Genomic DNA, 23953 nt, shown 5'->3' with positions numbered 1-23953 from the left:
GGCCCAACTCGGGCCGCTTGCATGCTTGTTGAGTTGGCTTGTCGAGTCTGCGACGGGCTCAGCCGGCCATCCGCCGGGCCGCCTCGTCCAGGCGGTCGGCGATGGTGCCGTCGATGATCTCGTCGCCGACGCGCACCTCGATCCCGCCGAGGACCGCCGGGTCCACGTCCAGGTTGAGGTGCACCTGGTGGCCGTACAGCGTCGCCAGGGCGGCGCCGAGGCGCTGCTTCTGCCGGTCGCTGAGCGGCACGGCCGAGGTCACCACCACGACCAGGCGGTCGCGGCGGGCCGCGGCCAGCCGCGAGAGGGCCTCCAGCCCCGCTTCCAGGCTACGTCCCCGCGGCTGTGCGACAAGACGGCCGACCAGCCGTTCGGTGACCGGATTGGCCCGGCCGCCCAGCAGCTCGCGCACCAGGGCGGTCTTCGCCGAGGTGGTCGCGACCCGGTCGGTCAGCGCGGACCGCAGCTCGGTGGACGAGGAGACGATCCGGCCGAACCGGAACAGCTCGTCCTCCACGTCGTCGAGGACACCGGCGCGCTGGGCCGCCACGAGGTCGGCGGAGGCCGCCAGCTCCTCGGTCGCGTCCACCAGGTCGCGCGAGCGCGACCAGCGGGACCGGACCATGCCGGAGACCAGGTCGACGACCTCGCCGCCGACCTGGCCGGCCAGCAGGCGCCCGGCCAGCTCGGCCTTGGCCTCGCCGGGCTGCGCCGGGTCGGTGAGGACCCGGCGCAGCGAGACCTCACGGTCGAGCAGCGCGGTGACGGCGGCCAGCTCGTCGGCGAGGGTCGCGGCGTCGACGGAGGTGTTGTCCGTCAGCGCGTCGAAGCGCTCGCGCGCCGCGCCCAGTGCCTCACGGCTCGCTCCGTTCATCGGCCGGCCTCGGCCTTCGTCTCGGCCGCCGCCTCAGCCTTGGCCTCGAGTTCGTCGAGGAACCGGTCGATGATCCGGCCCTGCCGGGCGACGTCCTCGAGGGACTCGCCGACGATCTTGCCGGCCAGGTCGGTGGCGAGCTTGCCGACGTCCTGGCGCAGCGTCTGGGCCGCCTGCTTGCGGTCGGCCTCGATCTGGGCGTGGCCGGCGGCGATGATCTCCTCACGCTGCCGCTGGCCCTCCGCGCGCATCTCGGCGATGAGCGCGGCGCCCTGCTCCTGCGCCTCCTGGCGCAGTCGCGCGGCCTCGTGACGGGCGTCGGCGAGCTGGGCGCGGTAGTCCTCGAGGACCTGCTGGGCCTCGGCCTTGCGGGCCTCGGCCTCCTCCATGCCGCCCTCGATCGCCGCACGGCGCTCGTCCAGAACCCGGTTGATGTTCGGGAGGAGCTTCTTGGCGAAGAAAGCGAAGACGATGGCGAAGGCGATGAGGCCGATGACGAGCTCTGGGATCGGCGGGATGAGCGGGTTCTCCGGCTCATCAGCCGCCAGGAATGTCAAGGCGTTCACATCATTGCCTTTCGTCCGGTGGACCGGTCGTTCGCCGCGGTCACTTGGTCGGGTAGACGAACGGCATGACCAGACCGATCAGGGCGAGCGCCTCACAGAGGACGAAGCCGAGGATCTGGTTGGCGCGGATCAGGCCGGCCGCCTCGGGCTGACGGGCCAGCGCCTGGGTGCCGTTACCGAAGATGATGCCGACGCCGACGCCGGGGCCGATGGCCGCGAGGCCGTAGCCGATCGAGCCGAGGTTGCCCTTGAGCTCGACAGCGGCGAGGGTCGTCTGGAGAGCGGACATGCCGTTTCTTCCTTCTCTTTCACGGACCGGTGGGGGTTGGCCACCGGACGCCTATTGGGACGGGGCTGGCTGGCTGGGGCGCTCAGTGGTGCTCGGCGAGAGCGCCCTGGATGTAGGTGCAGGCCAGCAGGACGAACACATAGGCCTGGAGGGCCTGGATGAACAGCTCGAAGGCGGTCAGCAGGATGACCATCACGAACGAGACGCTCGCGTAGGCGATGCCGACACCGTTCAGCAGGTACCAGCTGGCGATGGTGAAGATCAGCAGCAGGATGTGGCCGGCGAACATGTTGGCGAAGAGCCGGACGGCGTGGGTGAACGGCCGGATGAGGAGGTTGGAGAAGGTCTCCAGGACCATCACCAGCGGCAGCACCGCGCCGAGCGACTTGTCGTAGCCGGTGATGTTCTTCCAGCCGCCCACGAAGCCGTGCTTCTTGAAGGTCAGGCTCACCCACAGGACGTAGACGACCGCGGCGAGCCCCGCCGGGAAGGCGATGATCGACGTCACCGGGAACTGGGCGACCGGGATGACCGACCAGAGGTTCATGATCCAGACGAAGAAGAACAGCGAGACCATGAGGGGGACGTACTTGTCGCCCTCCTTCTTGCCCAGAGCCTCGTAGACGACGCCGCGGCGCACGAAGTCGTAGCCCGCCTCGCCGATCAGCTGGAGCTTGCCGGGGACGACCTTGGCCTTGCCGAAGGCGGCCCAGAAGAAGACCATGACGACCACGGTGCCCAGCAGCGCCAGGAGGACCGGCTTGGTGAACTCGAAGCCGCCGATCGTGGCGATCGGCTCGAATGTGAACGAGTGAAGCCCTGGGGCCGGGAAGCCGCACCCGTCGAAGATGTGGCAATCGGTCTCGAAGGCGAGCGTCTGGTCAGGACTCACCGCGAGCTCCTTCAGCGTGGCGCATGGGTACGGCAACCTCGTTGTGTCGGCGCGGCGCATCACCGCGGAACGGCACTGGACTGGTCTTACGAATGTGGGGGCGGCTTGTCGGCGCAAGTCCGGTGTGGTCGGTGGGCAGCAGCTGCATGGGCCGCCGATTCCGTCCCGTCGAATCCGGGGGTTCAGCCACCTGCGCCCGCTGTGCCTCAGATGGCACCGGACGATAGCAGGTGAGCGGTCGTGCCCTTATACCGGCCCTACAGTTCACGATGGGGACCCGGCGGGAGAAGCCTTCTTCTCCCCCGCCGGGTTCCGTTCGTCTTCCGCTTCCGGCTGCACGTAGAAAATCTTGGCCTTCATGTGCGCGCGGGTCTGCGCGGTGATCCACGTCAGCGTCGCGGCGAGCAGCGAGAAGGCGAACGCCCTGGTGTTGAACAGGGTGGTGTCCTTGAAGATGCCGAGCACCACCGCAAGCAGCAGGAACTGCACCGCGTAGAGCGCGAGACCCATCATCTGGAAGATCTGCGGAAGCTTCTTGGCGGTCCGCACCAGGACGATCAGGTCGATCGTCATCAGCGCGGTCACCAGAATCGCTCCGAACGCGGCCCCCAACGCACCCTTGCCACCGGCGAGCACGGCGCCGACAGCGGTGGCGGCGGCACCGACGACTGCGGTGGGCACGGCACACTGCAGAAGCGTTCGGGCGTCGTTGGACTGCATGAAGGGTTCTCCGGCAAGAGTCGGAAGCAACGGTTCGTCGTAGACGAGCGTATCCCCGGGGGTGAAAGGAACCTCGCGACGAAGGACAGTCGCACTACGGCCCTTCGGCTCTGGCACCGGGTTTTCGTGAACGGTATCACAAACTATTTGATGAGGTCTTTACCTGTCCGTTGTGCTGCACGTCACACGGGAGGGCTAAGGAGCGTATCGCACCTTGACTCCACCTCGACCGCGGGCTATCGGGAACTGCCGATCTTCCGCTGCTGGGTGAACCGGGAGCGGTCGCCGATCGCGGTGGCCCCGTTGATCCCCGCCGGAATCCGGCCCGCCGGCTCGGCCTCCGCCTCGGCCCCCGGCACTGTGGCGGATGTCTCGCGGGCCAGCTCCCGAGCGGCCGCGGCGCCCCGGCGCCTGCGGCGGTAGCGCGGCGGAACGAAGCGCTCCGCCCAGCGCGGAACCCTCGGGGTGAACCGCGGCAGCAGCAGCAGGACCAGACCCACCGCGCTCAGCCCCACGATCGCCAGCACGAACCACATGCTGGCCGAGTTGACCGAGTACGCCACGGCGCCGAACGCGATCAGGGCCGACCAGAAGTACATGATCAGCACCGCGCGGCTGTGCGAGTGGCCGATCTCCAGCAGCCGGTGGTGCAGATGGCCCCGGTCCGCGGCGAACGGCGACTGCCCCCGCCAGGTGCGGCGGACGATGGCCAGCACCAGGTCGGCGAACGGCACCGCGATCACGGTCAGCGGGAGCAGCAGCGGGATGTAGACCGGGACGGTGGCGTGCACCGCGGCGGTCTCCGAGCCGACGAACAGCTTCATCGCGTCCGGGTCCACCTGGCCGGTGATGGAGATCGCGCCCGCCGCCAGCACCAGGCCGATCAGCATCGAGCCGGAGTCGCCCATGAAGATCCGGGCCGGGTGGATGTTGTGCGGCAGGAAACCCAGGCACATCCCCATCAGGACGGCGGCGAACAGGGTCGCGGGGGCGGCCGACTCCAGGCCGTAGCCGTACCAGATGCGATACGCGTACATGAAGAACGCGGCGGCCGCGATGCACACCATGCCGGAGGCCAGACCGTCCAGGCCGTCCACGAAGTTGACCGCGTTGATGGTGATCACCACGAGCGCGACCGTGAGCAGCGTGCCCTGCCAGGGCGTCAGCGAGACCGGGCCCACCCCGGGCACCGGCAGCCACAGGATGGTGAGTCCCTGGAGCACCATCACACCCGCGGCGATCATCTGGCCGCCCAGCTTGATCAGCGCGTCCACGCCCCACTTGTCGTCCAGGACGCCCAGCAGCCAGATCAGCCCGGCGCCGGACAGCAGCGCGCGCGGCTCGTTCGACAGCTCGAAGACGCCCTTGAGGTTGGTGAGATGGGCGGCGACCAGCAGCCCCGCGCACAGCCCGCCGAACATCGCGATCCCGCCGAGCCGCGGCGTGGGCTCACGGTGCACGTCGCGGGCGCGGATCTCCGGCATCGCGCCGGCCACGATGGCGAACTTCCGCACCGGTCCGGTCAGCAGGTAGGTGACCGCGGCCGTGACGCACAGAGTCAGCAGGTATTCACGCACCTATTCCCCAGAAGTCGCGCGGGTGGATCAGGGCCTCACTCTAGGAGACCTCACCCTAGCCTGATCCGGTTCCCCGCGCGCCGGGGGCGGGCAACCGCGCATCATGCCCCGAAGAGGCGCGGATCATGCCGGATACGGCGGAAAAGCCGCCGCCAGCTGGCGCACCTCGGCGCGCAGCCCCCGGATCCGGGGCGCCGACTCGTCCTCGCCCAGCGCGGCCACCAGCAACTTGGCGATCCGTGCCATCTCCCGCTCCCCCATGCCCTGCGTGGTCACCGCCGCCGTGCCGAGACGGATGCCCTTGACGCAGCCGCCCGGCTCGGTCGCGGACGCCAGGGCGCAGCTGTCCAGCACGATGCCCGCCGCGGCGCAACGGGCCCGGGCGGCCCGCCCGTCCAGGCCGAGCGCGGCGGGGTCGGCGGTGATCAGATGGGTGTCGGTGCCCCCGGTGGTCACCGGGACGCCCTCGGCGGCCAGGGCGTCGGCGAGCGCGTGGGCGTTGGCGACCACCCGGTGCGCGTACGCGGTGAACGCGGGCTGCGCGGCCTCGCCGAACCCGACGGCCTTGGCGGCGATGGTGTGCATCTGCGCGCCGCCCTGGGTGAAGGGGAAGACCGCGCGGTCCACGCGCTCGGCCAGCTCCGCGCCGCACAGCACCATCCCGCCGCGCGGCCCGCGCAGCACCTTGTGGGTGGTGGCACACACCACATCCGCGTACGGCACCGGATTGGGCGCCGCCTTCCCGGCGACCAGGCCGATGGGGTGGGCGGCGTCCGCGATCAGATAGGCGCCGATGTCGTCGGCGATCTCCCGGAAGGCGGCGTAGTCCAGGTGGCGGGGGTAGGAGATCGAGCCGCAGACGATCGCCTTGGGGCGGTGGGCCCGCGCCAGGTCGTGGAGCTGCCCGTAGTCGATCAGCCCGGTGTGCGGATCGACGCCGTAGCCGATGAAGTCGAACCAGCGGCCGGAGAAGTTGGCCGGGGAGCCGTGGGTGAGGTGGCCGCCGTGGGCCAGCGCCATCGCCAGCACCGTGTCGCCGGGCCGCAGCAGCGCTGCGTACGCGGCCAGCACCGCCGAGGAGCCCGAGTGCGGCTGCACATTGGCGTGTTCGGCGCCGAACAGGGCCCGCGCCCGGTCCGCGGCGATCCGCTCGGCGACGTCGACCAGCTCGCACCCGCCGTGGTAGCGGGCGCCGGGGTAGCCCTCGGCGTACTTGTTGGCCAGCGGTGAGGCGAGCGCGGCCAGCACGGCCCGGGAGGTGAAGTTCTCCGCGGCGATCAGCTGGAGCCCGCCGGTGACGCGGTCCAGCTCGCCCAGGACCACCCCGGCGATGTCGGGGTCCTGCCGGCGCAGCGCGTCGAAGTCGGGCTCCCAGGCGGGACCGGCCGCGCCGGGCGGCCCGGCCGGGGTGCCGCGCGGCGGCGCGGGGGTAGCGGCCATCGCAAGCTCACAGCCTCAGGTAGAACGGGCTCGGGGGGAGAGCGCCTGTGGTGCGTCCTCCCAATGTAGGCCCGGGCCCGCCCCGCGGCGAGGGGACGGCGAGGGGACACCTCTACGCCGGAGCGGGCACCCCCGTCAGGGCCGTCACCACCGGGTCCAGGGCCTCGTGGATCTCGTCGCCGATGGAGCGGAAGAAGGTGATCGGCGCCCCGTAGGGGTCGTGCACCTCGTCCGCGTCCTCGGTCGGCGCCAGCAGCCAGCCGCGCAGCGCGGCCGCGGCCTGCACCAGGGCGCGGGCCCGGTCGACCACGCCGCCGGCCTCCTCCGGGTCCGGCAGCGTCGCGGGGTCTATGGCCCGTACCAGCCGGGTGAACTCCTTGAGCGTGAAGGTGCGCAGCCCCGCCGAGTGCCCCATCGAGATGACCTGGGCGCGGTGGTCACGGGTCGCGGTGAGGACGAGGTCGGCGCGGATGACGTGCTCGTCGAGCAGCTCGCGGCCGAGGAACCCGGCCGGGTCGGCCCCGAAGTCGGTCAGCACGGTGGCGGCGTGCGCCTCCATGGGCGCGCCCTCGTGTCCCCAGGTCCCGGCGCTCTCCACGATCAGCCCGCTGGTGCGCTCGCTGCCGAGGCGGTGCGCGAGGGCGTGCCGGGTCAGCCGCTCGGTGATCGGCGAGCGGCAGACGTTGCCGGTGCTGACGTGGAGGATGCGGAAGGTGTGCTCGGCGCTGTGGTGACGGTGTTCCGCTATGCCACGCCCCTCAGGGGCTGTCAATTGGCCACCTCGAGGTCGGGTACGACCTCCCGGAGCTGCTCGGCGGTCAGGGCGCCCGCGCGCAGCAGCACCGGCACCTTGCCGGTCACGTCGACGATGGAGGACGGGACGGCGGCCGGGGTCGGCCCGCCGTCGAGGTAGACCGAGACCGAGTCGCCGAGCATCTCCTGGGCCGCGTCGCAGTCCTGGGGCGAGGGGTGGCCGGTGAGGTTGGCGCTGGAGACCGCCATCGGGCCGAAGTCGTTCAGCAGCTCGATCGCGACCGGGTGCAGCGGCATCCGGACCGCGACGGTGCCGTGGGTCTCCCCCAGGTCCCAGGTGAGCGACGGCTGGTGCCGGGCGACCAGGGTGAGCGCGCCCGGCCAGAAGGCGTCCACCAGCTCCCACGCCTGCTCGGACAGGTCGGTGACCAGGCCGTGCAGGGTGTTCGGGGAGCCGACGAGGACCGGCGTGGGCATGTTGCGGCCGCGGCCCTTGGCCTCCAGCAGATCGCCGACGGCCTCGGCGTTGAAGGCGTCCGCACCGATCCCGTAGACGGTGTCGGTGGGCAGCACGACCAGCTCGCCGCGGCGGACGGCGGACGCGGCCTCACGCAGGCCCGTCTTGCGGTCGGTCGGGTCGCCGCAGTCGTATCGCCGTGCCATCATTTCTCCTTCGCTGGGTCTCCGGTAGTGCGGTACGTCACCGGATCGCTACTTTCCGTCCGCTCGGGTCACGGGAGGGCCTTCCGCGCGGTGGCGAAGCGGGGCCGCTTGTTCAGGTCGGGGTGGTCGGCGGCGTCCGCCCAGCCACGCTCCTCGGTGAAGATCCACGGCACCTGGCCGCCCTGGGTGTCGGCGTGCTCGATGACCACGACCCCGCCGGGGCGCAGCAGCCGGTGGGCGGTGCGCTCCAGGCCGCGGATCACATCGAGCCCGTCCTCGCCGGAGAACAGCGCCACCTGGGGGTCGTGGTCGCGGGCCTCCGGGGCCACGTACTCCCACTCGGTGAGCGGGATGTACGGCGGATTGCTGATCACCAGGTCCACCTGTCCGTCGAGCTCGGGCAGGGCCGTCAGGGCGTCCCCGTGGTGGAGAACGACGCGGGACCCCTCGACGTTCTTGCGGGCCCAGCGCAGGGCGCCCTCGTCCAGCTCCACGGCGTGCACCCGGGAGCGCGGCACCTCCTGCGCCAGCGCGAGGGCGATGGCCCCGGAGCCGGTGCACAGGTCGACGATCAGCGGCTCGACGACGTCCATGGCCCGTACGGCGTCTATGGCCCAGCCGACGACCGACTCGGTCTCGGGGCGGGGCACGAAGACTCCGGGGCCCACCTGGAGCTCCAGGTAGCGGAAGAAGGCGCGGCCGGTGATGTGCTGCAGGGGCTCGCGGGCCTCGCGGCGGGCGATCGCCTCCCAGTAGCGCGCGTCGAAGTCGGCGTCGGCGACGCTGTGCAGCTCCCCCCGCTTGACGCCGTGCACGAAGGCGGCCAGCTCCTCGGCGTCGAAGCGCGGGGACGGCACGCCGGCGTCGGCCAGCCGCTGGGTGGCCTGCGCCACCTCGGCGAGCAGCACATTCACTGAGTTCCTCCAGCCGGTCCGGACGTAGAGCTACGAAGCTTCCCTGGGGAGTGCGGCCCTAGGGGGTGTCTTGTGGATCATGCTGGGCTCCCGACGCCTGGCACGCCCATCCACTGCGTTGTCGTCGTCGCACGCAGCGCCGCTGCGCTCTCCTCCTCCGCCTTGCGGCTGGACGCTCCCCCAGCTACCGCTGGGCGGTGCCCCCTGACGCCGCTCGCTGATCCAGCCTGATCCACAAGACACCCCCTCTGGGCCCCTACTGCGCGGCCGCGAGCTTGGCGGCGGCGTCGGCGTCGACGCACGCCTGGATGACCGGATCGAGCGCGCCGTCGAGGACCTGGTCCAAGTTGTACGCCTTGAAGCCGACCCGGTGGTCCGAGATCCGGTTTTCCGGAAAGTTGTAGGTGCGGATGCGTTCGGAGCGGTCCACCGTGCGGACCTGGCTGCGGCGCGCGTCCGACGCCTCCCGCTCGGCCTCCTCCTGGGCCGCGGCCAGCAGCCGCGAGCGCAGGATGCGCAGGGCCTGCTCCTTGTTCTGGAGCTGGCTCTTCTCGTTCTGGCAGGAGACCACGATGCCGGTGGGCAGGTGGGTGATGCGCACCGCCGAGTCGGTGGTGTTGACGGACTGGCCGCCGGGGCCGGAGGAGCGGTAGACGTCGATCCGCAGCTCGTTCTGGTTGATCTCGACCTCGACCTCCTCGGCCTCCGGGGTGACCAGCACGCCGGCGGCGGAGGTGTGGATGCGGCCCTGGGACTCGGTGGCGGGCACCCGCTGCACGCGGTGCACCCCGCCCTCGTACTTCAGCCGGGCCCATACGCCCTGGCCGGGCTCCGGGCTGCCCTTGGCCTTCACCGCGACCTGGACGTCCTTGTAGCCGCCGAGGTCCGACTCGTTGGCGTCGATGATCTCGGTCTTCCAGCCGACGCGCTCCGCGTAGCGCAGATACATCCGCAGCAGGTCGCCCGCGAACAGCGCCGACTCCTCGCCGCCCTCGCCGGCCTTGACCTCGAGGATGACGTCCTTGTCGTCGCTGGGGTCGCGCGGGAGCAGCAGCACCCGGAGCCGGTCGGTCAGCTCCTCGCGCCGCGCCTCCAGCTCCTTGACCTCGTCGGCGAAGTCGGGGTCGTCCTGGGCCAGCTCGCGGGCCGTGTCCATGTCCTCACCGGTCTGCTTCCAGGAGCGGTAGGCGCCGACGATGGGGGTCAGCTCGGCGTAGCGCTTGTGGAGCCGCATCGCCTCGCGCTGGTCGGCGTGGACCGCGGGGTCGGCGAGCCGCTTCTCGAGGTCGGCGTGTTCGCCGATCAGTTCCTCGACCGCCTCGAACATCAAGGGCTCCTGGGTGGGTGGGGGTGGAATGCGGGGTGCCTGGGCTGCGGGTACCGGAAGACCGTGACGACAGGCCGTGAGCACAGGCCGTGACGGCAAGCCGTGACGACAAAACGCCGGTCCGGCCGCCCCAGGGGAGGGGCGGCCGAAGACCGGCGCCGTGCGGGTCGCTACTTCTTGGCGGACCCGGCGTTCTTGCCGAAGCGGGCCTCGAACCGCGCCACACGGCCACCGGTGTCGAGGATCTTCTGCTTGCCCGTGTAGAACGGGTGGCACTCGGAGCAGATGTCGGCACGGATGGTGCCGCCCGCCACGGTGCTACGGGTGGTGAACGAGGCGCCACAGGTGCAGCTGACCTGCGTCTCGACGTACTCCGGGTGGATGTCGCGCTTCAAGGGAATCTCCTAGGTTCGGGAGGGCGCCGGGTCGTCGGGCGGGTTGCCTGACGTGAACCGGGGCCGACGGTCCAGTCTGCCAGGACTGGCCGCATCCCCCAAAACCGGGGGTGGGGCCCCGGTATTCCCGGGGCCCCCGGAGGCTTCGGAGGCCCGGGTCAGGAGGTCGGTCAGGTGGTCCGGGTCAGGAGCCCCGGACGACCTTGTCGGCGCTGGTGCTGTCGCCCGCCGAGCCCTTGGTCGCGGAGGCGGGGATCGGCCGGTCCCAGCGCAGCGCCCGCCACACCTCCCGGGCCTTGCTGTCGATCGGCAGCACCCGGTTCGGGTTGGCCGGGTCGTACCGCACGGGCAGGGTCACCATCCGCATGTCGCCCGAGCCGATGTTCTTCAGGCCCTTGGCGAAGTCGTACAGCTTACTGACGGAGGCCAGCTCGGAGTCGGTGGTCAGCGCCTTGGTGGAGGTGTCGGCGAGGCCGTAGAGCTTCTTGGGGCTGCTGAACAGGTCCACGGACTTGACCTGCTCCAGCAGCGCCTTGATGAACGCCTGCTGGAGCTGGATCCGGCCGAGGTCGCTGCCGTCGCCGACGGCGTGCCGGGTGCGCACCAGGCCGAGGGACTGCTCGCCGTTGAGCCGGTGCTCGCCGGGGTCCAGGTCGAGGTGGCTCTGCTTGTCGTGGATCGGCTGGGTGGTGGTGATGTTCACGCCGCCCAGTTCGTCGATGAGGTGCTTGAAGCCGGAGAAGTCGACCTCGAGGTAGTGGTCCATGCGGATGCCGGTGAGGGACTCGACGGTCTTGACCGCGCAGGCCGGGCCGCCGACCTCGTACGCGGAGTTGAACATCGCCATGCGCTGGGCGGGGACCGTCTTGCCGTCCTTGACGCAGGCGGGGCGCCGGATCAGGGTGTCGCGCGGGATGCTGACCACGCTCGCCTTCTGGCGGCCCTTGTAGATGTGCACCACCATCGCGGTGTCGGAGCGGGAGGTGCCCTCGTCCTTGCCGTACTTGGCGTTCTTGCCGGCCCGCGAGTCGGAGCCGAGGACGAGTATGTCCATCGAGCCGTTGTCGACGTTCTCGGGGCGGTCGGAGCCCAGGGCGCTGTTGATGTTGACGCTGGTGAGGTTGCCGTTGAGCTTGTAGTAGAGGTAGCCGGCGCCCACGCCGCCCAGCACCAGCACGGTCCCCATCGTCCAGGCCGTGCCCAGCAGCGCCTTGCGTCGCGTGCTGCGGGGCTCGGGGGCCTTGCGGCGGCGGCCCGAGCCCCCGCGGGCACGTGGTCGGCGCGCGTCCGGTGTGCTGTTGCTGTCGTCAGCCATGGGCTCCTCAGTCCTCGCTGTCCGGTTACCCCCCACCATCACGGTCAGGCCTGGTCTCGCCGTGATTCGACCTGACAGACGACAGGCCGAGCGTCAGGGTTGCATACGCGGGTTTCCCGGCCCGGCGGCCGCCGGCTCACCCCCGCCACCGGCCTGCCTCCCGGGCTCGCCCCGCTGACCTGCGGATTCGTCGCGTACGACCGAGATCGCGCCGGTCGGCGGGTGAGGCGGGAGATGTGGCCCAGATCTCATGGCGACGTGACGGACGCGACGAGGGCCTCCCGGCCGGTGCCGGGAGGCCCTCGTCACATGAGGCGCGCGCCGCTGGTCAGTCGCGGTCGCCGTTGCCCGGGGTGGGCGTGGTCTTGGCGATCTGCATCAGGAACTCGGCGTTGGACTTCGTCTGCTTCATCTTGTCCAGGAGCAGCTCGATCGCCTGCTGCGAGTCGAGCGCGTGGAGCACCCGGCGCAGCTTCCAGACGATGTTCAGCTCCTCCGGCGCGAGGAGGATCTCCTCCTTGCGGGTGCTGGACGCGTCGACGTCGACCGCCGGGAAGATGCGCTTGTCGGCGAGCTTCCGGTCGAGCCGAAGCTCCATGTTGCCGGTGCCCTTGAACTCCTCGAAGATCACCTCGTCCATCCGCGAGCCGGTCTCGACCAGCGCGGTGGCCAGGATGGTCAGCGAGCCGCCGTCCTCGATGTTGCGCGCGGCGCCGAAGAACTTCTTCGGCGGGTAGAGCGCGGTCGAGTCGACACCACCGGACAGGATGCGGCCCGAGGCGGGCGCGGCGAGGTTGTACGCGCGGCCCAGACGGGTGATCGAGTCCAGCAGGACGACCACGTCGTGACCCAGCTCGACCAGGCGCTTGGCCCGCTCGATGGCCAGCTCGGCGACGGTGGTGTGGTCCTCGGCCGGACGGTCGAAGGTGGAGGAGATGACCTCGCCCTTGACCGACCGCTGCATGTCGGTGACCTCTTCCGGACGCTCGTCGACCAGGACGACCATCAGGTGGCACTCGGGGCTGTTGCGGGTGATCGCGTTGGCGATCGCCTGCATGATCATGGTCTTACCGGTCTTCGGCGGGGCCACGATCAGACCGCGCTGTCCCTTGCCGATCGGCGCGACCAGGTCGATGATGCGGGTCGTCAGCCCGCCCGCCTCGGTCTCCAGACGCAGTCGGTCCTGCGGGTAGAGCGGGGTCAGCTTGCCGAACTCCGGCCGCCCGCGGCCGGTTTCGGGCGCCATGCCGTTGACCGAGTCGAGGCGGACCAGCGCGTTGAACTTCTCGCGGCGCTCGCCCTCGCGCGGCTGGCGGACCGCGCCGGTGACGTGGTCGCCCTTGCGCAGGCCGTTCTTGCGGACCTGGGCGAGGGAGACGTACACGTCGTTCGGGCCCGGCAGGTAGCCGGAGGTCCGGATGAACGCGTAGTTGTCGAGGATGTCGAGGATGCCCGCGACCGGGATCAGGACGTCGTCGTCGGACACCTGCGGCTCGTTGCCGAAGTCGTCGCGGCCACGGCGGCCACGGCGGTCGCGGTAGCGGCCGCGGCGCCCGCGGCGCCCGCCGTCGAAGTCGTCGTCGGTGTCCTCGGCGCGCTGCTGCTGGCCCTGGCCACGGCCGTCGCGCTGCTGGCGGCCGCCGCCCTGCGCGGCGCCGTCCTCGCCCTTGCCGCCGCGGCGGTCACGACCGTCACGGCCCTCACGGCCCTCACGGCCGTCACGGCCCTCACGACCGTCGCGCTCGCGCTGGCCGCGCTCCCGGCGGTCGCCCTTCTGGCCGCGCTCGGCGCGGTCCTGGCCCTTGCCGCCCTTGCCCTCGGCGGTGTCCGCGGCGGCCTCGGCCTTCGCGTCGGCCTTGGTCTCGGTCTTGGTGGCGGCCTCGGCCTTGGCCTCCGTCCTGGTGTCGACGGCGGTGGCGGTGGCCGCGGTGTCGGTGGTGGTGACCGGCGCGGTCGCCCGACGGCGGCGGCGCCCCTCGGCCAGCTGCTCGTCGGCGGCCGGCTCGCCGAGCTGGCCCGGGATCTCGATCTGCTGCTGGGCGGTGGCCTTCTCCGCCTTCGCGGCCTTCTCGGCCTTCTCGTCCTTGGCGGCCTCGGTCTTGCCGTCGGCCTTGGCCGCGGCCGGCTCGCCGCCCTCGTCGCCCGTACGGGCCCGTGAGGTCGTGCGGCGCTTGGGCTTCGTCACCCCCTCCGCGGCGGCGGGGGCGGCCTCGGCGGAGGCGCCGGAGCCGGAGGCCTGCTTCTCCTTGATGACCTCGATCAGCTGGCTCTTGCGCATCCGCGCGGTGCCCCTGATGCCGAGGCTCGAGGCGAGCTGCTGCAGCTCGGCCAGGACCATGGCGTCGAGGCCGGTGCCCGAGCGGCGTCGCCGCGGGGCAGCGCCAGTGGCAGCACCGGTGGCAGGCGCGGCGGGAGCGTCCGTGGCGGGAGCGGCATTGCCGACACCGCTGTCGGAGGTGCCGGAGGCGTTCACGCCCATCAGATCGGTGGTGTCGCTCACGAAGGGTCCTTCCCTGGAGCGGGCGTCGGCCTGTCTGGCTCGGCGACCGGTTGTGCTGTCCGGCTGTGGTCCTTCTCGTGCGGACCGGCCGGGGCGGTGGGGTCCGCCAGGTACGGCGGAGAGATCAATTCATTGGTTCCCGACGCGACGGATGGCTTCGCCTTGATCCGCCACGCCGATTCCGGAGCGTGCTCGGTACTGCTCAGGCAGGCTGCTCAGGCAGTGTGGGAGGCTCCCGGAAGAAGGGTGGTCCCGGATGGGGACACTGAGCACTGCGCCTTCCAACCCGGCGATCACTCCGAGCATGAGGCATCAAGTGCAGACTTGAGGTTAACACTACCGGATCCAACAAACATTCCCCCTCTCCAAGACCGGCTATCGAGTTTTCCGGACCCCGGGGCCGCCTGGGCCGCCCCGGCGTCCGCGGTGTCCGCGGTCTCCGCGGTGTCAGGTGAGCGGCAGGACGCTCGCCCCCCCGGCGTCGAGAGCCAGCCGGTTGGCCGCCCATCCCTCGCCCGCCAGCCGTGCGACCTTGTCGGCCGCACCGTCTTCGGCCAGCGCGAGCACCGTGGGGCCCGCGCCGGAGATGACCGCGGGGACGCCGTCCGCGCGCAGTCGGTTCACCAGGGCCACGCTCTCGGGCATCGCCGGGGCCCGGTACTCCTGGTGCAGCCGGTCCTCCGTCGCCGCGAGCAGCAGCTCGGGACGCCTGGTCAGGGCCTCCACCAGCAGCGCCGCCCGCCCCGCGTTCGCGGCGGCGTCCACATGCGGGACGGTGCGCGGCAGCAGCCCCCGCGCGGTTTCCGTGAGCACCGGCCGACCGGGCACGAAGACCACCGGAACGATGGAATCGGAGGGGTCCATTCTGATCGCCCGGGCGGCTCCCGCGTCCGTCCAGGCGAGGGTGAAGCCGCCGAGCAGACAGGCGGCGACATTGTCGGGGTGGCCCTCGATCTCGGTGGCCAGCTCCAGCAGCGCCTCGTCGTCGAGCCGCTCGGCGCCGCCTATGGTCACCGCGCGGGCCGCGACTATCCCGGCGCAGATGGCGGCCGAGGAGGAGCCCAGGCCCCGGCCGTGCGGGATCCGGTTGGCGCAGACGACCTCGAGACCGCGCGGCTGTCCGCCCAGCAGGTCGAAGGCGGTGCGCAGGGATCGTACGAGCAGATGGCTCTCGTCGCGCGGCAGCGTCTCGGCGCCCTCGCCCGCGATGTCGATGTGCAGACCGGCATCGGCGACCCGGACCACCACGTCGTCGTAGAGCCCAAGGGCCAGGCCGAGGGCGTCGAAGCCGGGACCGAGGTTGGCGCTCGTGGCGGGCACGCGCACTCGGACGGCGGCGGCGCGGAACGCTGGACCGGCCATCGCTCGATGACTCTCCTTGTGTGACTGGGATTGCTCGAAGAGGTACGGAACACCGCGAGGGCCGTGACGGGAGTACGGCGACGCCGCGCAGAGGCGGCTGCTCTGCGTCGGGGCGGATTCAGTACAGCCTATCGAAGGAAGGTTCTGTGGCGACATAGGGCGCACGGGAGGCGCACGGTGCGTGTCGCGCTCCCTCTCGCCGCCCGCGACCACTCTACTGGAGCGTTCTGCGCGCCTTCCTCGCTCCCGTGCGTCTCCGCCCACACTCTAGTGGATCTTGAGCAGCGGCGCCGGGCGCCCCGGGGAGAGTCTCCGCCGGGGCCCGGCGCCGTATGCGTCAAAGGCCCTGAGGCCGGGGATCGGGCCGACCGGGGCCTCGATGTCCGGGTTCAGGCCACCCGAGTCCAGGCCGACCCGAGCCGCGTATCAGGCCACCCGGGATGAGGCCGGCCCGAGGCGCGTATGAGGCGCGTATCAGGCCACCCGGCATCAGGCCGGCCCGAGGCGCGTATCAGGCCAGCCCGAGCCGCTCGGCAGCCGCGTCCGCGTCCACCGCCACCGTGACCGGCTGCGGCGCGCCCGCCACCGCCCAGTCCGGGTCCTTGAGCCCGTTTCCGGTCACCGTGCACACGATGCGCTGACCGGGGTCGACGAGGCCCTGCTCGGCGGCCTTCAGCAGACCCGCGACGCTCGCCGCGGAGGCCGGCTCGACGAAGACGCCCTCCTGGGCGGCGAGCAGCCGGTAGGCGGCCAGGATCTGACGGTCGGTCACCGCGTCGATGAGGCCGTGCGACTCGTCGCGCGCCTGCTCGGCGAAGGCCCAGGAGGCCGGGTTGCCGATGCGGATCGCGGTGGCGATGGTGCTCGGGTCCTTGACCGGCTCACCGCGCACGATGGGCGCCGCGCCGGCCGCCTGGAACCCCCACATCCGGGGCGTACGGGAGGCGGGCGCGCCGAGCGGGCCGTTCGCCGCGTACTCCTTGTAGCCCTTCCAGTAGGCGGTGATGTTGCCCGCGTTGCCGACCGGCAGCACATGGATGTCGGGCGCGTCGCCGAGCATGTCGACGATCTCGAACGCGGCGGTCTTCTGCCCCTCGATGCGCGACGGGTTGACCGAATTGACCAGCGCCACCGGGTACTTCTCGGACAGCCCGCGGGCCAGCGTCAGGCAGTCGTCGAAGTTGCCGTCGACCTGGAGGATCTTGGAGCCGTGGACCAGTGCCTGGCCCATCTTGCCCAGCGCGATCTTGCCCCGCGGCACCAGCACGGCGCACACCATCCCGGCCCGTACCGCGTAGGCGGCGGCGGAGGCCGAGGTGTTGCCGGTGGAGGCGCAGATGACGGCCTGGGCGCCAGCCTCCTTGGCCATGCTGATGGCCATCGTCATGCCGCGGTCCTTGAAGGACCCGGTCGGGTTGGCGCCCTCGACCTTGAGGTGCACCTCGCAGCCCGTGCGCTCGGAGAGCACCTGGGCGGGGACGAGCGGGGTGCCGCCCTCGCGCAGGGTGACGACGGGGGTCGTCGCGCTGACCGGCAGCCGGTCGCGGTACTCCTCGATGATGCCCCGCCAGCCATGCCACTGGCGGGTGCCGGACATCGCGGGCCCGGCGTCGGCGATTGTGTTCATGATCTTCCTTTACTCCCCTGGTCCCCTGATCTCCCCTGGGCTGATGTCCCCTGGGCGCCTACTCGCCCTCGACCCGCATGATGCTCGCGACATCGCGGACCGTGTCGAGCCGGCGCAGCGCCTCCACCGTCGCCGTGAGGGCGGCGTCGCTCGCCCGGTGGGTGACCACGACGAGGGACGCCTCACCGTCCTTGCCCTGCTGCCGGACCGTGTCGATGGACACGCCGTGCTCGGCGAAGACCGTCGCGACCTGGGCGAGCACACCCGGTTTGTCGGCGACGTCCAGACTGATGTGGTAGCGCGTGATCACATCGCCCATGGGGCTCACGGGCAGCCGGGTGTAGGCGGACTCGCCCGGTCCGGTGGTCCCGGCCAGCTTGTTGCGGCAGGCGGCGACCAGGTCGCCGAGGACGGCCGAGGCGGTCGGCGAGCCGCCGGCCCCGGGCCCGTAGAACATCAGCCGCCCGGCGGCCTCCGCCTCGACGAAGACCGCGTTGTACGCCTCGCGGACGGAGGCGAGGGGATGGCTCAGCGGGATCATGGCGGGGTGCACCCGGGCGGTGACCGACCGGCCGTCCGCCGCGCGCTCGCAGATCGCCAGCAGCTTGACCGTGCAGCCCATGCGCTTGGCGGAGGCGATGTCGGCGGCGGTGACCTCGGTGATGCCCTCGCGGTGCACATCGTCCAGGGTGACCCGGGTGTGGAAGGCGATCCCCGCCAGGATCGCGGCCTTCGCGGCGGCGTCGAAGCCCTCCACGTCGGCGGTCGGGTCGGCCTCGGCGTACCCGAGCGCGGTGGCCTCGTCCAGCGCCTCGCTGTACCCGGCGCCGCTGGTATCCATCCGGTCGAGGATGAAGTTGGTGGTGCCGTTGACGATGCCCAGGACCCGGTTGACCGTGTCCCCGGCCAGGGACTCGCGCAGCGGCCGGACCAGCGGGATCGCGCCCGCGACCGCCGCCTCGTAGTACAGGTCCGCGCCGCGCTCCTGCGCGGCCGCGTGCAGCGCCGCGCCGTCCTGGGCGACCAGCGCCTTGTTCGCGGACACCACGCTGGCGCCGTGCTCGAAGGCGGTGGTGATGAGCGTGCGGGCGGGCTCGATGCCCCCGATGACCTCGACGACCACGTCGATGTCCCCGCGTTTGACCAGGGCGGTGGCGTCGGTGGTGACCAGCTCGGCCGGCACCCCTTCCCGCACCCGGTTGGGGCGGCGCACGGCGACCCCGGCCAGCTCGACCGGGGCGCCGATGCGCGCCGTGAGGTCGGCCGCGTGCGTCGTCATGATGCGCGCCACCTCTGAGCCGACCACTCCACAGCCCAGCAGCGCCACTTTCAGCGGACGCGTACGCATCATCCGACCTCTTTCTCATCCATCTAGGTGGTGCTCCAGTCTCACGCACTGGATGGGACTTTCTATCCCTGGTCCAGTATCCGAGATTTGTTTCTCGCCAGCCGAGCCGACCGCAATCCGAGCCGGCCACTAACCGTGCCAGCCGCCAGCCGAACCGTCCGACTAACCGACATCGAGCCGCAGGAGATCCTCCTCCGTCTCCCGCCGGACGATCTCGCGCGCCCGCCCGTCCGCCACCGCGACGACGGGCGGACGGAGCGCGTGGTTGTAGTTGCTCGCCATGGAGCGGCAGTACGCCCCGGTGGCGGGGACGGCGATCAGGTCGCCGGGCGCCAGGTCGGCGGGCAGGAAGGCGTCCCGTACGACGATGTCGCCGGACTCGCAGTGCTTGCCGACGACCCGGGACAGCATCGGCTCGGCGGTGGAGGTGCGGGAGACCAGCGCCACCGAGTACTCGGCGTCGTACAGCGCGGTACGGATGTTGTCGGACATCCCGCCGTCGACGCTGACGTAGGTCCGCAGCCCCGGCAGTTCCTTGACGGTCCCCACCTCGTACAGCGTGAACGCCGTCGGCCCGGCGATCGCCCGCCCCGGCTCCACCGACAGCCGCGGCACGGCCAGCCCGGCGCCCTCGCACTCCCGGTGGACGATGTCGCGCAGCGCCTTGGCGATCTCGTGCGGCTCGCGGGGGTCGTCCTCGGAGGTGTACGCGATGCCGAGGCCGCCGCCGAGGTCGATCTCGGGCAGCTCGACGCCGTGCTCGTCGCGGACCTCCTTGAGCAGCCCCACCACGCGGTGGGCGGCCACCTCGAAGCCGGAGGTGTCGAAGATCTGCGACCCGATGTGCGAGTGGACGCCGATGAGCTCGAGCCCGTCCAGCTTCAGCGCCCGCCGCACCGCCTCCGCGGCCAGCCCGCCGGCCAGCGGAATGCCGAACTTCTGGTCCTCGTGCGCGGTGGCGATGAACTCGTGCGTATGCGCCTCGACGCCCACGGTGACCCGAATCTGCACCCGCTGCCGCTTCCCCAGCCGCTCGGCGATGTGCGCGACCCGGACGATCTCCTGGAACGAGTCCAGCACGATCCGCCCCACCCCGGCCTCGACGGCCCGGCGGATCTCCGCCTCGCTCTTGTTGTTCCCGTGCAGCGCGATCCGCTCGGCCGGCATCCCGGCCGCCAGGGCCGTGGCCAGCTCCCCACCGGAGCACACGTCCAGGTTCAGCCCCTCCTCGTTCAGCCAGCGCACCACGGCGCGGCACAGAAAGGCCTTCCCGGCGTAGAACACATCGGCATCCGCCCCGAACGCCTCCCGCCACGCCCGGCAGCGGGCCCGGAAGTCGGCCTCGTCGAGGAAGTACCCGGGCGTCCCGAACTCCTCGGCCAGCGTCTTCACATCCACCCCGCCGACGGTGACCACCCCGTCGGCGTTCCGGTCGACCGTACGGGCCCACACCCGCGGGTCGAGCGCGTTGAGATCGGTGGGCGGCGCGATGTAGTGCCCCTCGGGCAGCACATCGGCGTAACGGGGCCCGGCGGGGTGTGCGGAACGGCTCATGGCGTCTCTCTCAGGTGTCTCACAGATGTTCCGGTGCGCTGATGCCGAGCAGATGCAGGCCACCGGCGAGCACCACCCCGGCGGCCTCGGCAAGGGCCAGCCGGGAACGGTGGGCGGCCATGGGTTTCTCCTCGCCGCACGGCAGGGGCGGGCACGCGTCATGAAAGCGGAAGAAGCCGTCGGCGACAGCCTCGAGATGCCGGGCGAGCCGGTCGGGAGCGCGGTGGCGGGCGGCGGATTCGATGAGCCGGGGATAGTCGGCGATCGTCGCGATCAGCGCAACCTCGGCGGGATGGCGGTAGGGCCCGTCAGTACTGCTGTGGACCCCGAGCTGCCGCCCATTCCTGACCAGGGCGCGTACGCGGGCGTGGGCGTACCGCACGCGGAAGAGCGGATTGCTCTCGCGCTGGGCGAGGAGCCGGTCAGGATCGAGATCGGGCAGATCATGCGCGGCGGGCCGAAGGAGCGCCCAGCGGGCGGCGTCGAGCCCGAGCCGGGCGAGCAGCTCGGGGGCGCTGACGTTGACGGGGCGCACGGACAGGGCCTCGGGGGAGCCGTCCACATCGCCCTCGTCGCCCCGCAGAGCCTCCCCACCGTCGGCCACGCAGACGCCGGGGGCCACACCACCCGCAGCAGCACGGGCACCAGGACCCTCATCACCCGCAGTGCCAAAGCCCCCGCTGACGACCAGGGCCTCACCCCCACAAAAGGCCACCAGCCGCACCACAGCAGCGCCGACAACAGCTGCCCGCACATCCCGCCCGGGCGCAAGTCTCACGGCAGGCCCTCTGGCCAGGGCATCCGAGCGCCCGTAGGCCTCCCCACGCTCCAGAACACCCCGAACGAGCTGGGCATGCCCCCCAGCCTCGACGGTGATGTTCAAGAACCCGGGCCCGGCGATCTCCACCCCGGCAATCCCGGGCTCTCCCACCAGCCGCCGCCGCAAAACCTCAGCCACCCGCAACGCCGCCGCCGGCCCCCCGCCGTCCAGGCCTCGGGCGAGCTGCAGCGCCACATTCGTCGCGTAATCCCCACGCCCCGCCCGCGGCGGAGTCTGCACCTTCACCCGCTCCGGCAACACGGCCACCCGCAGCTCGTCGGCCTCGACGGCACGACGCACTGTCTGCAGCACGGTGCGGGAGAGCTGGGCGGGTGTCACGGCACAAGCGTATGGGAGGAGGGGGGCGCCCCCGCGAATGGGTTTCGCAGGGCGGACGGCGGTGCAGGGCGGCGCGCGGAAGCAGGAACGGCGCGAAGGCGCAGGGCGGCGCCGGAACGGAGGGAAGACGCAGCCGCGAAGCAAGCGCCGGAGCGAAGCCGACAGGCCCCACCGCCCCGGACGGTGCGGCCAGCGGCCAACCGCCCGAGGCGTAAGCCGGGAGACCAGCAGGAAGCGAAGCCAGCCCCGCCCCCCCCAAGCCAGGAGGCAAGCCGAAGCAAAGCCGCCCCGGCCCCGAGCCCGGCAGGCAAGCCCGGCCCCGAAGCCGACACAACCCCGAAGCGGACCCAGCCCACGGACGCAGCCCGCGGGCTGAGCCCATGAGCCTCGGGCTCAGCCGGCGGGGCCCACCACGGACTCCGACTCCGCGCCCCCGGGCGCCACCGCCCCGGCCGCCTCGGTGGCCCGCGTCATCAGCCGTCGCACCAGCTCCACCATCGCAGCGGGATCAAAGGGCTTCGCAAGGAACGCATCCACCCCCGCCGCCCTGCCGTTATCCACCTCGTACTGCGTACACGCACTGATGATCGCGACGGGCACATGACACGTTCGAGCATCAGCACGCAACCGGGACGCCGTATGCAGCCCATCCAGTCTGGGCATCACGACATCCAGAGTGATCACATCGGGCCGCACCTGGTGAACGATCTCCAGGCACTCGGCACCATCGGCCGCGGTCACGACCTCGAAGCCCTCAAGCTCGAGGTTGACCCTGATCAGCTGCCGGATGACCTTGTTGTCATCAACAACAAGGACCCGGCCGGACAAGCCAGGCACATCTCGAAGGGTAGGCGCGCACCCATCGCTGCGTCCGGGTTTTGCCCACTTCCGCCACGTGCGGGGGACCTTTCCGCAAGACGCCTCCACGCACGCCCGGAATGCCGTATACCGCTACCGCTCCCCGCCCCCACCTCCGCCGGCCACCCCGCCTCCCCCACCCCTCGGAAAGCGTTCATGACCACCCCCGCCGAGCTGGTAGTGTTCTACCCGTCGGAGCGAACAGCAACGACACCGCCCCCGTAGCTCAGGGGATAGAGCAACGGCCTCCGGAGCCGTGTGCGCAGGTTCGAATCCTGCCGGGGGCACCCGAGAATGGGAATGGACACGACGGTTTTGCCGCGATTGTCCATACCGGGTGCCATGATCGGGTGCCAGCACTTCGGTGCGGGCGCCCGATTTTTTGTTCCATGGGTCCAGCTCACGGGTGATAGCCACCAGCCCGCCAAGCAGATGCCCCAGGATCGTCACCCGTAGGGTCACCTCTTCACGGGGTCGGCTGTAGCGGATTTCCAACCCGAAGGCGTTGTAAGGCCGCCGCTGAATCACCTCCGGGACCGGAGCAAGGTCGACGTCGAGGCGCGGGAGCGCATCCAGCAGAGCCGCGCTGTCGGCGGGGTGCACAGCTGCTTCGGGGCGTCCAGACGGGCCGTCTGCTCGGCGAGCTCCGTGCGCTGCTTGCCCAGGGTGGCGTGCTCCCGGCGGATCGCGTCGCGGAACTCCTTCTCCTGCTCAGGTCGAACCCGCCGTCGGCGAGAGTACGGATGAGTTGGGCCTGGCGCTCTCCGATGGCCTTGATGGCCTGCTCCAGCGCGGGGCGTTCCTTCGCGGTGCGAGCCCCGGTCCCGTCCGCGACACGAGCGGCTTCGAGTACGGCTTTGAGGTGAGTGCGCCGGTCGGGGCCGAAGACGTGTGTGGCGAAGAAGCGGGAGACGGGGGCGCACAAGGCCTCTTCCCGCCCCCACAGACTGGTGACGGCCGGGACCCGGGACGCGTCCGGGATGAGCCGGTGCCTGGTGCGGCCCTTGGCCCGGCGGGCCGGTACGGGGTGCGGGACCTTTTCCGCATAAGTAGCCGTAGGGCGGCTGGCCCACATTCCAGCCCTGGGACACATGCTCGATGAAGCCGTCCCACGACAGCTCCAGCATCTGCAGCACATACCACTCGGAGGCCGCCTGCTTCACGCGCCGGGTGAGCGTGGGGGTGGCGCGTTTGGCCCGCGGTCCGGTGACGACCGGCTCATCGGCGGCGCACAGGGCGACGCCTGTCTGCTCCGGCTCGTACTTGATCTTCGTGCCGAAGTAGGTCGGCGCGCGACGCGTTCGATGGACTGGACTCGCGAATGACCGCGGCGAAGCGGCGGTCGGGCCGCTGTGCCTCGTCGAGGGGATCGGCGACCGTCACAGGGAATGGGGATCTGGAATTGCTGGTGCGCGAGGGAATTGCCCCGCTCGCGCAACTCCTTACGGCCGGATTCGACCTCAGAAGTGGGCGACGATCACCAGCCGGGCGGAAGCGCGGATCTCGCGTTACGCAGCTGCCGGGGCAGCGAGAGGGTTTGGTCCTGAGCGTCTTCCGGAGAAGTCCGGCCAAGCCACCGGGACGGTCACCGGAAGCGCCGTAGGGTCGGGAAAGACCGCCTGTGGACCAGGGGCGGCCGGGTACGGGCTGCGCCCGATGGCCGAGTGCTGGGCGGGGTGCCGCGCATATGGTTATCCCTCTCCAAGGGGCTGGGTGGGGAGGTCCGGCGTACCCGGCCTTCGCGCCGCTGTGCCCAGCGTACAACCCCTCCAGCACCTCACGATTCGCAGCCCCTTGGCGCTGGGCCACCGCCTGTGCCT

General features: G+C 71.3%; 20 protein-coding genes and 1 tRNA gene. 1 reads left to right on the top strand and 20 read right to left on the bottom strand.

Annotated elements, in window-relative coordinates:
- Positions 1 to 58: 58 nt before the first annotated feature.
- From BBH68_RS20630 to BBH68_RS20535, 20 genes are all read right to left on the bottom strand, one after another.
- Complete coding sequence (locus BBH68_RS20630; RefSeq protein ID WP_065964617.1) at positions 59 to 874, bottom strand: F0F1 ATP synthase subunit delta; 816 nt, start codon at positions 872 to 874, stop codon at positions 59 to 61.
- Positions 871 to 1440, bottom strand: a complete 570-nt coding sequence (locus BBH68_RS20625) for a F0F1 ATP synthase subunit B (protein ID WP_065964616.1) — start codon at positions 1438 to 1440, stop codon at positions 871 to 873. Before BBH68_RS20625 ends, BBH68_RS20630 begins: the two co-directional genes overlap by 4 nt.
- A gap of 40 nt (positions 1441 to 1480) precedes the next feature.
- Entirely contained in the window at positions 1481 to 1729 is a 249-nt protein-coding gene (locus BBH68_RS20620; protein WP_014176377.1) for an ATP synthase subunit c family protein, read from the bottom strand.
- Between the two features lie 82 nt (positions 1730 to 1811).
- Positions 1812 to 2621: a F0F1 ATP synthase subunit A gene (atpB, locus tag BBH68_RS20615; protein WP_065964614.1), complete on the bottom strand. Its 810-nt coding sequence runs from the start codon at positions 2619 to 2621 to the stop codon at positions 1812 to 1814.
- A 264-nt stretch (positions 2622 to 2885) separates the two neighbouring features.
- Complete coding sequence (locus BBH68_RS20610) at positions 2886 to 3341, bottom strand: Cg1360 family ATP-synthase-associated protein (protein ID WP_065964612.1); 456 nt, start codon at positions 3339 to 3341, stop codon at positions 2886 to 2888.
- 236 nt (positions 3342 to 3577) lie between these two features.
- Positions 3578 to 4918: an MraY family glycosyltransferase gene (locus BBH68_RS20605; protein ID WP_065964610.1), complete on the bottom strand. Its 1341-nt coding sequence runs from the start codon at positions 4916 to 4918 to the stop codon at positions 3578 to 3580.
- A gap of 123 nt (positions 4919 to 5041) precedes the next feature.
- Positions 5042 to 6358 carry a serine hydroxymethyltransferase gene (locus BBH68_RS20600; RefSeq protein ID WP_079151103.1) on the bottom strand — a complete coding sequence of 439 codons (1317 nt, stop codon included), beginning with the start codon at positions 6356 to 6358 and terminating at the stop codon, positions 5042 to 5044.
- 112 nt (positions 6359 to 6470) lie between these two features.
- Positions 6471 to 7130, bottom strand: coding sequence for an arsenate reductase/protein-tyrosine-phosphatase family protein (locus BBH68_RS20595; RefSeq protein ID WP_065964608.1), 660 nt, complete (start codon positions 7128 to 7130; stop codon positions 6471 to 6473).
- Complete coding sequence (locus tag BBH68_RS20590) at positions 7127 to 7774, bottom strand: L-threonylcarbamoyladenylate synthase (protein ID WP_065964777.1); 648 nt, start codon at positions 7772 to 7774, stop codon at positions 7127 to 7129. The genes BBH68_RS20595 and BBH68_RS20590 overlap by 4 nt, the downstream gene beginning before the upstream one ends.
- 68 nt (positions 7775 to 7842) lie before the next feature.
- Positions 7843 to 8688, bottom strand: a complete 846-nt coding sequence (prmC, locus tag BBH68_RS20585; protein ID WP_065964606.1) for a peptide chain release factor N(5)-glutamine methyltransferase — start codon at positions 8686 to 8688, stop codon at positions 7843 to 7845.
- Between the two features lie 256 nt (positions 8689 to 8944).
- Entirely contained in the window at positions 8945 to 10015 is a 1071-nt protein-coding gene (gene prfA / locus BBH68_RS20580) for a peptide chain release factor 1 (RefSeq protein ID WP_065964604.1), read from the bottom strand.
- 170 nt (positions 10016 to 10185) lie between these two features.
- Positions 10186 to 10410, bottom strand: a complete 225-nt coding sequence (rpmE, locus tag BBH68_RS20575) for a 50S ribosomal protein L31 (protein ID WP_014176386.1) — start codon at positions 10408 to 10410, stop codon at positions 10186 to 10188.
- Between the two features lie 184 nt (positions 10411 to 10594).
- Complete coding sequence (locus BBH68_RS20570) at positions 10595 to 11725, bottom strand: LCP family protein (RefSeq protein ID WP_065964602.1); 1131 nt, start codon at positions 11723 to 11725, stop codon at positions 10595 to 10597.
- A 328-nt stretch (positions 11726 to 12053) separates the two neighbouring features.
- Positions 12054 to 14225 (bottom strand): transcription termination factor Rho, encoded by a 2172-nt coding sequence (gene rho, locus BBH68_RS20565; RefSeq protein ID WP_065964600.1) that lies wholly within the window; start codon positions 14223 to 14225, stop codon positions 12054 to 12056.
- A gap of 447 nt (positions 14226 to 14672) precedes the next feature.
- On the bottom strand, positions 14673 to 15587 hold the full coding sequence (gene thrB / locus BBH68_RS20560) for a homoserine kinase (RefSeq protein ID WP_065964599.1): 915 nt from the start codon (positions 15585 to 15587) through the stop codon (positions 14673 to 14675).
- 511 nt (positions 15588 to 16098) lie between these two features.
- Entirely contained in the window at positions 16099 to 17184 is a 1086-nt protein-coding gene (gene thrC, locus BBH68_RS20555) for a threonine synthase (protein WP_065964775.1), read from the bottom strand.
- Between the two features lie 88 nt (positions 17185 to 17272).
- Complete coding sequence (locus tag BBH68_RS20550; protein ID WP_065964597.1) at positions 17273 to 18565, bottom strand: homoserine dehydrogenase; 1293 nt, start codon at positions 18563 to 18565, stop codon at positions 17273 to 17275.
- Between the two features lie 159 nt (positions 18566 to 18724).
- Complete coding sequence (lysA, locus tag BBH68_RS20545) at positions 18725 to 20116, bottom strand: diaminopimelate decarboxylase (RefSeq protein WP_065964595.1); 1392 nt, start codon at positions 20114 to 20116, stop codon at positions 18725 to 18727.
- A 19-nt stretch (positions 20117 to 20135) separates the two neighbouring features.
- Positions 20136 to 21275 carry an ArgS-related anticodon-binding protein NrtL gene (nrtL, locus tag BBH68_RS20540; RefSeq protein ID WP_065964594.1) on the bottom strand — a complete coding sequence of 380 codons (1140 nt, stop codon included), beginning with the start codon at positions 21273 to 21275 and terminating at the stop codon, positions 20136 to 20138.
- Positions 21276 to 21668: 393 nt separating this feature from the next.
- A complete protein-coding gene (locus tag BBH68_RS20535) occupies positions 21669 to 22112 on the bottom strand; it encodes a response regulator (RefSeq protein WP_425428828.1) in 444 nt (147 codons plus the stop codon).
- A gap of 236 nt (positions 22113 to 22348) precedes the next feature.
- Between BBH68_RS20535 and BBH68_RS20530 the strand changes: the two genes are divergently transcribed.
- Positions 22349 to 22420: transfer RNA gene (locus BBH68_RS20530), tRNA-Arg, on the top strand.
- The last annotated feature ends 1533 nt before the right edge of the window (positions 22421 to 23953 follow it).

The organism is Streptomyces sparsogenes, assembly GCF_001704635.1.
Taxonomy (GTDB): domain Bacteria; phylum Actinomycetota; class Actinomycetes; order Streptomycetales; family Streptomycetaceae; genus Streptomyces; species Streptomyces sparsogenes.
Note: the sequence above shows the minus strand (reverse complement) of the source record. Positions and strands in the feature narration are given on the sequence as shown.